9 protein-coding genes are annotated in these 14,694 nt (G+C 52.0%); 3 read left to right on the top strand and 6 right to left on the bottom strand.

Annotated features, from left to right (window positions below):
• Positions 1-128: 128 nt before the first annotated feature.
• From IEY24_RS08350 to IEY24_RS08325, 6 genes are all read right to left on the bottom strand, one after another.
• Positions 129-5,153: an Ig-like domain-containing protein gene (locus IEY24_RS08350; RefSeq protein WP_188930518.1), complete on the bottom strand. Its 5,025-nt coding sequence runs from the start codon at positions 5,151-5,153 to the stop codon at positions 129-131.
• Between the two features lie 66 nt (positions 5,154-5,219).
• Entirely contained in the window at positions 5,220-5,528 is a 309-nt protein-coding gene (locus IEY24_RS08345) for a DUF6916 family protein (protein ID WP_188930516.1), read from the bottom strand.
• Positions 5,510-6,007: a GNAT family N-acetyltransferase gene (locus IEY24_RS08340; protein ID WP_188930514.1), complete on the bottom strand. Its 498-nt coding sequence runs from the start codon at positions 6,005-6,007 to the stop codon at positions 5,510-5,512. The genes IEY24_RS08345 and IEY24_RS08340 overlap by 19 nt, the downstream gene beginning before the upstream one ends.
• Positions 6,008-6,055: 48 nt before the next feature.
• Positions 6,056-6,571: a phage tail protein gene (locus IEY24_RS08335; protein ID WP_188930512.1), complete on the bottom strand. Its 516-nt coding sequence runs from the start codon at positions 6,569-6,571 to the stop codon at positions 6,056-6,058.
• Positions 6,572-6,616: 45 nt separating this feature from the next.
• Positions 6,617-7,135 carry a phage tail protein gene (locus IEY24_RS08330; protein ID WP_188930510.1) on the bottom strand — a complete coding sequence of 173 codons (519 nt, stop codon included), beginning with the start codon at positions 7,133-7,135 and terminating at the stop codon, positions 6,617-6,619.
• A gap of 51 nt (positions 7,136-7,186) precedes the next feature.
• A complete protein-coding gene (locus IEY24_RS08325; protein ID WP_188930508.1) occupies positions 7,187-7,696 on the bottom strand; it encodes a phage tail protein in 510 nt (169 codons plus the stop codon).
• Positions 7,697-8,219: 523 nt separating this feature from the next.
• On the opposite strand from IEY24_RS08325, the gene IEY24_RS08320 reads away from it, so the two are divergent.
• From IEY24_RS08320 to IEY24_RS08310, 3 genes are all read left to right on the top strand, one after another.
• Positions 8,220-9,587: a glycoside hydrolase family 140 protein gene (locus IEY24_RS08320; protein WP_188930506.1), complete on the top strand. Its 1,368-nt coding sequence runs from the start codon at positions 8,220-8,222 to the stop codon at positions 9,585-9,587.
• A 195-nt stretch (positions 9,588-9,782) separates the two neighbouring features.
• Positions 9,783-12,989: a DUF1553 domain-containing protein gene (locus tag IEY24_RS08315; protein WP_229221622.1), complete on the top strand. Its 3,207-nt coding sequence runs from the start codon at positions 9,783-9,785 to the stop codon at positions 12,987-12,989.
• Positions 12,990-13,000: 11 nt separating this feature from the next.
• The gene (locus IEY24_RS08310; RefSeq protein ID WP_188930503.1) at positions 13,001-14,479 is read left to right on the top strand and encodes a DUF1501 domain-containing protein; all 1,479 of its coding nucleotides are present in this window, start codon (positions 13,001-13,003) and stop codon (positions 14,477-14,479) included.
• The last annotated feature ends 215 nt before the right edge of the window (positions 14,480-14,694 follow it).

Here is a 14,694-nt window from a genome sequence, read left to right as displayed (position 1 = left end):
ATTCAAATTTAGAGGAATACCCCTCTAATCAAAACAATAGGCTGCTATATAAAAAATCAGGCGGAGAGAAACTCCCCGCCTGATACAGTTAACCTAAACAACACATTCAGAACAAATTGGTGTCGTAATTATCGGTTGATAAGCACTTTCCGGTTGGTAACCTCACCGTTTTTGTGCGTGATCGTCAGAATGTACATGCCTACCGGCAGGTTCTTCACATCGATGGTTTTCGAAACAGCCTTGCCCGATTTGTAAACCGAAAGTCCGGTCAGGCTATGCATTTCCACCGATTTAACCTGGTTCCAATCCGTGCTTTTCAGGTTGAGGATGTCGGAAACCGGGTTTGGATAGAACTCGGATAGCAATGCGGCGGCGTCGAAACCGACTTTGATAATTTTGCTGTAAGCGAACGTCTTATCGGCATCGACCATTTTCAGGCGGTAGAAGTTATCACCTTGCGCAGGTTGTTTGTCAACCAACTCGTAGTTCACCAGCTTGTAGCTTTCACCCTGCGATTTTTTGGTACCGATCGTCGCCCAGTTCTTACCATCGCCGCTGCGCTGCACATCGAAATGGTCGCTATTGGTTTCCTCCGCCGTATTCCATTTCAGTGCAATGGTGTTTTCAACTCTTGCACCGCTGAAATCGATCAGGGTTACCGGAAGCGAGCAGTCTTTGAAAGCTGTGAGCGTATCCGTGCAACCGTTGAGGGTAGCAACAATGATCGCCGTCTGCTTGCTTGGAACATTGATAACGGTGTTGCCGCTAACGGTTCCTTTATCGGTGGTGATCACAGCACCCGGGGTAGCCGTGAAGAAAACCGTATAAGTCTGAGGATCCGCCGAGAATTGACACAGATATTGGGCACCGGTCAGGGCAATGGTCGGTTTCTCGTTGACATTCACGGTTGCTGTCTGTCCAACGATTGGGGTCGTAGCGCCGCCTGCGCCGCTGACATTGGTCAACGAATAAATAAATGTCCCGGTCGTAGTGGTTGGCACATTCACGGTCGCACTCGTATTGACACCTGTGGTTGTGACCTGCTGGTCGGAGCCGCCGTTGATTTTGTAGGTAAATGTAAACGGCGCGATACCATTGACAGCTGTAAAGGTAATCACAGGCTGAGTGTCGTTCTGGCAGGCTGTCGTGCTGCCCGAAATGTTCGCCGTGAGGTTATTGGCAACGGTCACAGTAGCAGTTTGAGCCGAAGGCGGTGTCAGGCTACAGTTCTGCGCGTCCGTTACAGTCACGAGCTCGTACGTGAACACGCCGACGGTGGTAGTCGGCTGGCTAACCGTAGCAGAGGTGTTCACACCCGTTGTGCTTACAGTCAGGTTCGATCCGTTGTTGATCTTATACGTAAACGTGTAAGGCAATGTACCGCCGGTAGCACCGAATGTAACAAGTGGTGCCGCTGCTCCCTGGTTCACAGTAGTAGTTCCCGCGATGCTCGAACCGGTGATCTGGTTCACGGTCAATACAGCTGCCGCGGAAGTACTGTTGTTGCAAGGGTTGGTAATGATACAGCGGTATTCCGAAAGGTTATCCGAAGCCGGTACGTTGGTCAGCGTCAGCGTTGCGTCGTCGGCAGTCGGGTTTGTACCGGTTGAAATGTTCGCAAATGAGCCGCCGAATGGTTTTTTCTGCCATTGGTAAGTTACACCTGTCTGCGAAGTGGCCACGGTGAACGACGTGCCTGAGCCCGCGCAGATGGTCGCCGCATCAGGCTCGTCGGTGATCGGCGGTGCCGGGGTAGGGGTTACCGTTACGGTGAACGAGCAGGTAGGTGCTGTTCCGATGCCATTCGAAGCCGTTACGAGCACAGTCGTCGGGCCGGCAGGGAATGCGTACGGGAATGTGATCGGGTTGCCGCCTACCGAGTAAGTAATGGTAGGTGCCGGACATCCGTCCGCGGTGGCCGCGAATGTTTGTGTAGACGTACAAGTTCCCGGGTCTGGAGATAGCGTTTGGTTGCCCGGGCAGAATGTGATAACGGGCGTCGAGGTCACCGCTGTAACCGTCGGGTTGTTCGAGCCTGCAACGTCCGGGTCGTCTGTCAACACATTGGCGAAATTGCTGCCCGAAACGGTACCCTGTGTCGAAAGCTGGCAAACCGAAGCCGGAATGTTATTGTTGATAGTGACCCTGAACTTGATGGTCGTGCTCTTGCCGGCAGGCAGCGTGAAACCGCTTCCTGTGCCATTTACCGTTACTGTCTCACCAGCCTGGGTTGCCTCGGTTCTGGCAGGGCTTGGAGAAACAGGTTCGGTTACCTCATCGATAACGGGTTGGGTAGAAGGCGTTGCGATTGCGACCTCAGGTTTGGCTTCGTTGGCTGGCGTTGCGATTGCTACGTCGGTCTTTTGTTCTTCGACAGAAGTGGTTGCAGGTGTAACCAATCCTTTTTCCTGCAAGACTTCGACAACACCCTCGCGGGAGAAGTCGAGAGCACCCGGAGTCGCACAGGTTGCGTTGAAGGTAAATGTCCCGGGACCGCTTTGAAGAGCCCGGCCTGCCGGTGTATTACCGCCATTATCCCACACACTCACGACAGTAGCACCGGTTCCCTGCGAACGTATTGTCGCACCGGCATTGCCGGACCTGGCACGATAGGCGAAGTTCGTAGGCGATGACAGTGTGACGGCATTGCCGCTCACATTGGAGCAAATTATGGCGTTGTTAACGTCAGGCAGGGCAGCGCCGGGTGCATTTACGTCGATACCATAAAAAGCGATGGGCGTGGTTAACTGAACATTATTATTGAGAAGCGTAAAATTACTTGTTGAGCCGCCCCTGACGTTTGCACTCGTACTGATACCATGTACGTTCTGCACATTCGTAACGGTGTTGCCCTGGATCAGTACGGTAGCCCTGGGCTGGTTAGCGCCCGCGGTAACCCCCTCTGTCGAAGCGACAATCCCAGATACGGCATTAGAACCGGGTAAGTTATTTGTTGTATTACTTTTAATAGTTCCCTCGACAAAACCATTCCCCGATGCAAACGAGTTGATCCCGATGCCGCCGTTGTGCTTCACGCTATTGCTTTCAATATTGAATTTCGCCGTAGCATTGTTGAAAGCAGAAACATCAAAACCTCTGCCTACACCGCTGCCCGGATCGACCGTAGCGTTTTTGATTTCGGCTGTCATCAGCGAGTTATCATTGGCAAATACTTCAACACCGGCCGTCCGGCAGTTCAGGAATTTTGAATTGTTCTGAACCTTTACCTTCATATTCGAAGTGCCATAACCGATCACTTGCAGACCGGCAGCGCCATCGGCATCCTGGAATGTGGAGTTGTCGACGGTCAGCAATGCCATATTGGTACTGAAATTGGCGAAGTAAGCTACACGGCCTCCCGGATCGGTGAAAGTTGAATTCGTGATCGTGTTGGTGCCGCCGGTATTTACCGCAAAAATACAGCCTTCGAACGAGTTTCCTGCCGAGCCCGAAGAGCCGACAGAACCATTGGTAAAGTTGAAATTGCTGGTCCCCCGCAGGTTGATACCTTCCTGTGCCACCGTTCCGCTGATGATAATGCGGTCCATCGTCAGGCCGTTGGTATTCAGTGCATGTACCGCCGCATTGGCATTTCCGTTAGCCATGTCGGTGGGTGTGCCGGATGGTTCCGTGCCGTCAGTCGTGTTGGCGTTGGTCAGGTTTATGTTTTTGAGGGTGATGCCGGTCGTATTCAGCAATTCGATACCACGCTGGCTGATATTCTGGATCGTTCCTCCACTTCCCAGGGTAGTTCCGCTACCGGATACCTGGAAAGTACCGGCGGTACCGGAAATGATCATCCCTTTATTGCCCCCGTTTGCGTTTACCGCCGTTAGGTTTACGGCAAGGGTTATCCCGCCCGAAATGTCTAACGCCGGTACATTGGTGCTGTTGTTCGCCGTCAGCGTTCCGGAACCGATTGTAAGGCTACCGGTAACAGTCGAAAGCTTGATCGGGCTGACGGTGCCGCTGGAAACGGTGGACGATACCTGGCCGAAAGTAGCAGCCAGCGCTTTGTTGGAAATATTCAGCGCGGGACCGGTACCGGTCAGGTCGATCTGGCTTGCTGTGAACAATCCGGAAGCGCTACTCTGGAATTTGGCACCGGAGCTGTTGCCGATGTTTAGCCCCTGTACGGTAGCTATGCCGGATAAGCTGAACACGTTACCGCTGTTATTGGTAAGGTCTGGGCGGGTGCCGTTAACGGTAGGGAAGGGAACCGAGGGGCTACCGCTTGGCGCAGAAAGGCCGGTAAGTGTGAGCAGCGTGGATCCAGCGGTACCGGCTCCTTGTCCGAATACGGTCTGGTTATTACGCACGGTAATACCGCCGTTGTAGGTCCCGGCGTAAATAAATATAAAATGCCCGTCTTTGGCATTGTTTCCGCCCCCAATATTGATCGCTTGGAATGCGGCCAGGCTATTGAATGGCTTCGCCAGCGTTCCCGTACCGCCGGGCGCTGCATTGTCATCGATGAACCAGATGGCATTCGCTACGGTAACGCTTACCGTGGCCGTGGAAGTCATTCCGGAGCCATTCTGGATAACATAGGTGAATGTATCGGTACCGGTGTAACCTGCCGCCGGCTCGTAGATGAATGCCCCGGTTGCAGCTGTAACGGTGGCGGTACCACCGCCGGTACTGGTAATGGTCGTGGAGCCGCTCAGGCTCAGCGCTGTACCGCCCGGACTCACGTCGTTAGCGAAAAGGCCCGAGCCAGCGTCGATACTAATCCCGACGTTCCCAATCGTCGAATAGCTGTCGTTGACGGCAATAGGGCTTGCTACCAACGATCCCGGAACCAGCGTGGTGTTGATGTCGATGGTTTCGGTAAATGTGGTCCCATTGGCAGGATCCGGGCCGCCGTTGGCGATCACCACCGTGTATTCAAGCACGCCGCCTGCGGTAGCTCCGCCACTGATAACGGCATCGGTATTGGTAGCGGTAATGCTAGGTGCGAGAAATGCTTTGGCGCCCGATTTTTTCCGCGCGCGTGCAAACGGTACTTTTTCTTGTGATTTTTTGTCGGACTTGGTTTCCGGTTTCGCCACCCATTCCTGGGAAGCTGGCTTGTCACCAGAAAGCTTGCTGACCATTTCGGCCCCCGACGCCAGCAGGGCAATGCCCGCCAGATAGTAGTAGAAAGTTTTCATGGTTTCAGTTTGAAGAATAGTTTTTGAATCATAGGATTGGAAGTTGAGATGGCCCGGACGGCCCGGTTAAGAAAAAACAGCTTCGTAGCGCGTGCCCAGCGGATCCTGAGCTATGGGAACTAAAAAAATGTCGAGGTATTTTCCGTCCGGAAGAACGACCTTGAAAATCCCCTGTGCAATAACCCTGTGATCGCCATCGGTCCGGAACTCTACTGAAAATGAGCTCCTTTCCAGGGGAGTGTACCCATTCAGTTTGTTAACGGCCACAATGGTGGACGGCAGGGAAAAATTTTCTGCGAAATGGATGATCACCGGTTCGCCGGTTAGCGCTTTAAATTCTGCTGCGGTTATTTGGCTTAAATCGTATGTTTCCATTCCATTAAATGATAAACTCCATTGGTTTCACTGATTTTTTTAAATCCAAGGCGGGTATACAGATTCTTGGCCGGATTAACGGCTTCTACATGTATAGTGAGCGGCCTTTCCAGGTCTGCTGCCCTGTTCATGAGGTCTTTAAAAATAGCCTGGCCGAACCCGCGGTTCCGGAATTCGGGCAGGATACTAATGTCGATGATCCGCATACCCAACCCTTGAAAATTCTCGTGGAGGTAGAGCCTCCCGATGGTTTTGTTTTCAAATTCAATAACCCAGAAATAGGCACCGATATAGTTTTTCTGATAGTAATTGTGCTGTGCTTCGAACTGGCTGTTCAGGAATTCTTTTTTCATGAGATCAGTCCAGGACGGAACCCTCTCCATCTCTGCTTCCCTTGTACTGGCATAGACTTCCCTCAGGAAGGGAGCGTCTTTTGACGTAATCGGCCTTAATGCAAGAGCGGTATTGGTAAGCTTCATTGTTGATCGATAATCAGAAAAATATAATCAAATGCCGATCAGCGCCTGTCAGGGGCGCTGCGGGAAAACACCTTGTAACGCGATACAGAAATTCACGGTTATATAGGGCATCATATTATTGTGCGGAAAACTGTTCCCGAACGTCGACAGGGCCTGGAAGTGCATCGTCGCATTGGGTGCCCCGGTGGCATAAATACTCCCCTGCGTGGAAAATCCGAGCGCACTGCCTGCGGGCGTCTTGATTTCCGCAGCTTCTGGTGCTGCATTCATCGTGTGGGTATGGAACGGTATTTCGGTTTGGAGCAATGTCACACTTTCTTCACCCGACATCTCTCCAAGGTCACGCAGCGAAAGTCCCGGACCCTGGCCGGGTTGCATGGGTGCATTGCCCTGGAGATCGGGCAACGCAAACGTGGATTTGCCGTCACCACCATAAGTGGTTCCTAACAATGAAAACAATGCTGTGTTCTGCGAGATGGGCATAAGCTGTCCGTTACAAAATGCCCAGCCGGTGGGGGGGAAATTGAAAGGAAATATTCTTATCTCTGCTACGAATGGATCCATTTTGATTGATTGGGTTTGAGTTCTATAATAGGCCGTCGCCGAAGACTAGGTCTGCGATGGAAATATCCCGAACAGGGAAATGATAAAATTGACGCACAAAAAAGGCTGCACATTCGTGTGCGGCTGACTGCCACCAATCGGGGCGATAGCCTGCGCCGCCATCGGCTGAGCGGGCGTGCTCACAATAAAGCCGTTTGTCGTGCTGGAAGTCCCGATAACAGCATTTTTGGGGCTTGCCACATCGGCACTATTGGCGGACGCCTGAAAAGCGTGCGTATGCACTGGAATCTGCTGTATTGTGAGGGTGACCTCTTCGGTTCCGGCCGCTTCACCGATGGTATAGGTGCTGCCGCCCGGGAGCGTACCCATGTGAACGGGCAGGCGTCCCTGCATATCCGGTAAGCGGAAAGTTTCCTCGCCGTCACCGCCGTAAGTTGTTCCTATCAATTGGAAAAGGACTTCGTTTTCAGATATTGGGAGTGTCTGTCCTTCGCAGAACAACCACCCGTTGGGTGCGAAGTTACCTGCAAATAGTCTGATTTCTCCCACATAAGGCTGTGCCATACACTTTGGGGGTTTTGTTTTGGTTGAAAGAATAGAATTAGCTGACAGATCCTAGTTACGGCTCGGGAAAATTCCTTGCAGCGCAATGCAGAAGCTGATCACCAGAAAAGGCTGCAGGTTATTGTGTGCCTGGCTTCCACCAACGTTCGAAAGAGTCGCGGGATTGAGCGCTCCGAGTGCACCTGGGACCGTCGAATAAAAGTTGTTGGGCAAAGTGTTGGCCAGATAGGCGCCCGTAGGATCATTTAAATTTGAAGGCCCCGAATCGATGGCATTAACAACGTGGTTGTGCTGCGGCGTCTCCTGCATCGTAATCGTGTGAGCCTCCTGCCCGGCCTTCTCGCCGAGGTCATGGCCGTTGCCAAAGTGAATGGGTACCCTGCCGCGGAAATCCGGCAACGCAAAATTGGTCTGCCCGTTACCACCATAAGTAGTTCCCAAAAGGGCAAATAAAGCCTGGTTTTGGTTGATAGGGAGAAGTTGTCCATTGGCAAGCGCCCAGCCTTTCGGCGCGAAATTGAAACTTACCATCCGGATCTCAGATAGAAATGGTTCAGCCATAAAATGAAATGGGTTAATTGATGGATAATGTAAAATATTGACGTTGTTCTGCCGGTTAGCGACAGTATCGATGAAGTGCAGTCGAAATGGATGTTGATGAGCAGTATATAACGGGTCGGAAACTATCCTGATTAGGAGGATGTCCGTAAAATAGCAATGACAACAGCGGAAGATGTAGAAATTCTTTTCATCAGGAGGTACGTTCAGGTTAGGATTTTGTAAAAATAGTACTTCAATATTAGTGATATATCGCCATTTCGATGAAATAAATTACTAAACGGTAATAATTATTCTACGTATAATCATACAAAAATCTGAAACTATTTTTGGTAAAATATTGAAAATGAGAAACTTAAATTTATCGACCGGCTGAAAATTATTTTCGTGCGGTCTATTTCACTGCAACAGACCTCTATAAGCCGGGTCGCTCATTTTTTTGTTAGATTATTCAAATACGGGATGTTAAGAATCGGTTGCTCTCGGCTTTATCGATTGAACATACTTAGCTAAATCCGGTTTTTCGATGAAATCAAACAGCCTCCTGATTCTGGCCGCCTTCTGCTGTACGCTCACGGGTGTACGCGCACAACACTATACGGTAAGTGAAAACAAACGTTTTTTACTCAAAGAAGGCAAACCATTTTTCTGGCTCGGCGACACCGCGTGGGAGCTTTTTCATCGCCTCGACCGTTCCGATGCCGATTACTACCTCCAAAAACGCGCCGAACAAGGTTTTACCGTAATCCAGGCCGTTGCATTGGCCGAATTCGATGGCCTGGCAGAACCTAATCCCTATGGTGAAAAACCACTGGTGAATAACAACCCGAAGCAGCCGAATGAGAGCTATTTCAAACATGTCGACTATATCATCGACAAAGCGGCAGCTTATGGATTGACAATCGCCTTCCTGCCTACCTGGGGAGACAAGGTTTTCAAAAGCTCCTGGGGCAAGGGGCCGGAGATCTTCGATGAAAACAACGCGAAAACGTACGGAAAGTGGCTGGGCGACCGCTACAAAACCAGGCCGAACATCATATGGGTACTGGGCGGCGACCGCCAGCCCCGGAAAGACAGCCGCGATGTAGAAATCTGGCGTGCCATGGCCGCCGGAATTGCCGAAGGGGCAGGGGGCTATGATAAGGTATTGATGACCTACCACCCGCAGCCGAACAAGGAAGGGTCCAGCGAATGGTTCCACGACGACGAGTGGTTCGATTTCAATATGTTCCAAACCGGCCACTGCCGCGATACGCCGGTTTATGACAATATCCAGCGCTCGTACAACCGCACGCTCGTGAAGCCGGTAATCGACGCGGAACCTATTTATGAAGACCACCCGGTGTGTTTCAATGCGAAGGAAAACGGGACGTCGAGCGCCTATGATGTGCGCAAATCGGCCTACCTCGATCTTTTTGCGGGCGCATTCGGGCATACGTATGGCTGCCACGATATCTGGCAAATGTACTCGCCTAACCGCGAGGCGGTGAATGGCCCGCATATCTTTTGGCAGCAGGCTCTCGACCTACCCGGCGCTTTGGAAATGAAACACGTGCGGAAATTGATGGAGTCTCGCCCGATTACGGACCGCATTCCTGACCAATCGATTGTCGCTGAAAATGCATTGCCCGCGGCCGAGCGCGTGCAGGCTACGCGGGGGAAGGATTACCTGTTTGTATATACGGCTGCCGGAAAGTCTTTTTCTGTCAACCCCGGAAAAATTTCCGGCACGCACCTGGAAGCATTCTGGTTCGACCCTCGAAACGGGAAGGTTCGGGATGCAGGCAAATTCGAGAACAATACAGTCAACAAGTTCGTCCCGCCTACGACAGGATACGGGCATGACTGGGTACTGGTCGTGGACGATGCGGCGAAAGGATATAAGAAGCCCTGAGCCATTGCAACTGGCCTTAGCCAACTAGAAATGGATTAATTTGATTAAATTAGGATTAAGAAGATAGAGAATGGGACTGATCGTTGCTTTGTTATCTGTTATCACAAATAAACTGCCCGCTGATTATCATATTGAATGATGTTGAATTCGTGGTTTAAATATTGCTTTTTGGTCCCTGCTGCCGGATTCTTCCTAATGTCTTGTGACAAAAAGGTCGATCTGCCGGACGATGTGGCCGCCGAAATGAATACCCTGGTTGCTCCCGTGGACTATACCTACGACGTAAAGCCGATCCTTTCCGACCGATGCTTTGCTTGCCACGGGCCTGATGCCAACCACCAGAAGGCCGATTTACGCCTTGATATGGCCGAAGTGGCTTATAAAAAGGAAGCGGAAAGCGGTTTGAAGGCCATTAAACCCGGGAAACCGGGAAGCAGCGAACTGGTACACCGCATTCTCTCGGCCGATCCAGACATCGTGATGCCCACACCTGAATCGCATTTGTCACTTACTGCCCGTGAAAAGGCCATTCTGATCCGCTGGGTGGAGGAAGGCGCCGAGTACAAGCCGCATTGGGCATTTACCAAAGTCGAAAAACCCGAGCTGCCGAAAGTGAAGAACGAGGCCTGGGTGCGCAACGATATCGACCGGTTCATCCTTAAAAAGCTGGAAGATAAGCATATCAAACCTTCACGGGAGGCCAGCAAAACCACCTTACTGCGCCGCGTTTCGCTGGATCTGACGGGCTTGCCGCCGACTCCGGACGAGGTAAGCGCATTTTTAAACGATAAATCGCCGGATGCCTACGAAAAGGCCGTCGACAGGCTGCTCGCCTCGCCGCATTATGGCGAGCACATGGCCGTGCCCTGGCTTGATGCCGCGCGTTATGCGGATACGCACGGCTACCAGGACGATGGCCTGCGCACAGCCTGGCCGTTCCGTGACTGGGTGATCAACTCATTTAACAGAAACCAGCCTTACGACCAGTTCGTGACCTGGCAGCTCGCCGGCGACATGCTGCCCAACCCGACCCGCGACATGATGGTCGCTACGGCGTTCAACCGCATGCACCAACAGAGCCAGGAAGGCGGTATTATCCCCGAAGAATATCGCACGGCTTATGTTTCCGATCGGGTGGATACGTTTGGCAAGACATTCCTGGGGCTTACCGTAGAATGCGCACGCTGCCACGATCACAAATATGACCCGATCAGCCATAAGGACTACTATTCATTGTATGCGTTTTTCAACAATAATGACGAAAACGGCCAGATCCCGTACAACGGCGAGGCAAGCCCGGCCATTACGCTGCCCACGCCGGAGGCCGATGCCAAATTGAAATACATTCACGACAACCTGGCGAAGGAGCGATCGGCTATGACGGCTAACGCGGCTGTTTACGAACGCGGTTTCCAGCAATGGCTTGCTGCTGCCCGCACCGCGCCGGAAAAAGCATTGCTGCCGGAAAAAACCGATTTGCTGGGGCATTTTACATTCGATGAGCCGAACGGCAAGGAATTCGCGAACCTGGCCGACCCGAAACACAAGGCCAACGCGGAAGGCGACGACAGCCTCTCCAATGTGGCCTCGCGCAACGGTCGCATCGGTAGGGCGCGTTATATTTTTGGAGAAAACGCGGTGAGCTTCGGCGATAAATTTGCATTCTTTGAGCGCAACCAACCATTCAGTATCAGCATTTGGCTTAACCTGCATGACCCTGCTGTGAGCGGCTCGCTGCTGCACAAGTCCAATGGGGTCATGAACGGTTACCGCGGTTGGAATGTGTTCCGGGAGAAGGACGGGCGTATCCGGTTGACGATCAGCCATGTGTGGCCGGAGAATGCCATTGAAATACAGACCGTTGACAAGTTCCCGATGAACAAATGGACGCAGCTGGGCTTTACCTACGATGGTTTGAGCAAGGCGGCGGGCCTGAAACTCTTCATAAACGGGCAGCCGGTGAAGGTTACCGTGCATAATGACCACCTGACTGAGAGTATTTTGTATGGAAAGAATAAAACGAATTGGTATGTCGATAAGCTGAACATCGGCCGGTTATCGGATCAGCGGACGAAGAATTTCGAGGTGGACGAATTCCGGATTTACACCCGGGCCGTTAGCCCGCTGGAAATGCAGGGTTTGTTTACGCTCCAAAATGAGCTGGTAGCCGCCTTAAAAACGCCGGCGGCACAACTGAAACCGACACAGCTAGCTTCTCTGAGAGAATATTATCTGACCAATATCGACGCCGGCTACAAAAAAGAACTGGCGGCGAGCCGTGCGTTGATCGGCGAAGAGACAGAAATTATGGATAAGCAGATCGACGTAATGGTGATGAAGGAGCGTAAGTATCCGCGTAAATCCTTCATTCTCAATCGCGGGGCTTACGACGCACCTGGAAAGCCCGTGACGTCGGATACCCCGGATGCATTTTTTAAAATACCCAAAGAATACCCCAAAAACCGTCTGGGACTGGCTAAGTGGCTGGTGAACAAAGACCATCCGCTTTTCAGCCGTGTGACTGTTAACCGGTTCTGGATGATGTATTTTGGCAAAGGGATTGTGATTTCCAGCGACGATTACGGGAACCAGGGCGAATTGCCGACGCACCCGGAATTACTCGATTACCTTGCGGCGCGCTTCCGCGAATCGGGTTGGAATGTGAAGGCCATGCAAAAGCTGATCGTGACTTCGGCTACTTACCGGCAATCGTCCAGAATGGGGCCGGGGATGAAGGACGTCGATCCAGACAACCGGCTTTACGCGCGCGGCCCGAGCTACCGTATGAGTGCGGAGCAAATCCGCGACAATGCATTGGCATCCAGCGGATTGCTTACGCGAAGGGTAGGGGGTAAGAGCGCGTACCCGTACCAGCCGGCGGGCTTGTGGGAAGCGCTCGCGACCCGTAACGAGGTGACCTATAAGCAGCAGCATGGCGATTCGCTTTACCGCCGTAGCCTCTACACCATCTGGAAACGCAGCTCGCCGCCGCCGATGATGCTCAACTTCGATGCTGCTGAAAGGCATTTCTGCATTACCAAAAGGCAGAAAACCAGTACGCCATTGCAGGCGTTGGTGGTTATGAACGACCCGCAATTTGTAGAAGCATCCCGCGTGCTGGCCCAACATATGCTGAAAAACGGCAAGTCTATCGACGAGCAAATCGACTATGCGTTTACAGCACTGACGAGCCGCCTGCCCGATCCGAAGGAAAAGATGGTGCTGAAAGAGTTGTACGACGAGGAGTTGAAGGATTTTACCCATAATCCGAAAAGGATGAAATCGATTCTGGCGGTGGGCGAATATCCGGTCGATAAAACACTGAACCCGGCGCAGCTGGCAGCCGGTACCATTGTGGCGAGCACAGTAATGAATTTTGATGAATTTTTGATCAAGCGATAACAAGCAAAGCTATGAGCTTTTACAGAGAACTTGAAAACCATGTGCATGAGCAGTTGAGCAGGCGTAACTTCCTGTCGAAAACCAGCCTTGGCCTGGGTGCGGCAGCGATGGCATCGCTTTTGAGTGCAGACAATTCACTTGCTAAAAAGATAGGCGAAAAGGGCGCCGAAGCTGTCGGCTTGCCGATCGGGCATCCGCATTTCCCGCCGAAGGCCAAGCGGGTAATCTATTTGTTCCAAAGCGGCGCGCCATCGCAGCTGGAATTGTTCGATTACAAGCCGAAACTGGAAGAAATGTGGGGCAAAGATCTCCCCGAATCAGTGCGGAAGGGACAGCGCCTGACCGGCATGACCGCCGGACAAAGCAGCTTTCCGTTAGCCGCTTCGAAATATAAATTCCAGCGATATGGTGATAATGATATGATGATCAGCGAGTTGATGCCCTATACATCGGGTATTGTCAACGATGTCACATTCATTCGCTCGATGTTCACGGAAGCTATTAACCACGACCCGGCTGTTACTTTCTTCCAAACGGGTAGTCAGCAGGGCGGTCGGCCTTCGTGGGGTTCGTGGGTGAGCTACGGCCTTGGTTCCGACAACCAGAATATGCCATCATTCGTGGTGTTGCTCTCCAAGGGCCGTGGTGGTGACCAGCCATTGTATGCCAAACTTTGGAGCAACGGATTTTTGCCGTCCATTCACCAGGGCGTGGTGTTCCGCTCCGGCCCGGACCCTGTATTTTACCTCAATAACCCCGAGGGGATCGATCGGACCAGCCGCAGGCGCATGCTGAACTCGCTCGCGAAATTGCAGCAGGGCCAGTTCGAAAAGCTGCTCGACCCGGAGATCAATTACCGGATGGCGCAGTACGAAATGGCTTATCGCATGCAGACGGCCGTGCCCGAAACAATGGATATTTCCAAGGAGCCAGACTACATTTTCGACATGTACGGGGAGGATTCGCGCAAGCCGGGCACATTCGCAGCGAATTGTGTGCTGGCCCGGAAGCTGATCGAAAAGGACGTCAAATTCGTGCAGCTGTACCACCAGGGCTGGGACCAGCACGGTAATTTGCCAAATGATATTAAAACGATGGCCAAAAGCGTCGACCAGGCGTCGGCTGCATTGATCAACGACTTAAAGCAACGCGGCTTGCTGGACGAGACGCTGGTGGTTTGGGGTGGAGAGTTCGGCCGCGGGGCGTATTCACAGGGCAAGCTCACCCGGGACAACTACGGTCGCGACCACCATCCGCGCAGCTTCACGATCTGGATGGCCGGTGCGGGCGTGAAAAAGGGCTCTGTGTACGGGCAAACCGACGATTTCGGTTATAATATCATCAAAGATCCCGTGCATGTACATGATTTCCAGGCGACGGTAATGCATTTGATGGGGATCGATCATGAGCAACTCATATTCAAGCACCAGGGTCGCCGCTACCGGCTTACCGATGTGCACGGCAAGGTGGTGAAACCGCTTTTGGCATGACCTCCTTTTGCGCTCTATGAATATTTTTTTTCTGATAATATGTATATACATTTGAACAAATTAATTGTATTTGTTTGCCAAAACCTGATAGCCCCCCGTCAGGACGATGAAAAAATTTGCGAAACGTATGAGACCGACTTTCCTAGCCCTTTTTTTTCTATTTAATTGTTTTACAGGCTTTGCCCAAACTCGTAGGGCGGCAGCTTCGGCGGTAT

The sequence above is a fragment of the Dyadobacter endophyticus genome (genome assembly GCF_014641595.1).
GTDB lineage: Bacteria > Bacteroidota > Bacteroidia > Cytophagales > Spirosomataceae > Dyadobacter > Dyadobacter endophyticus.
Note: the sequence above shows the minus strand (reverse complement) of the source record. Positions and strands in the feature narration are given on the sequence as shown.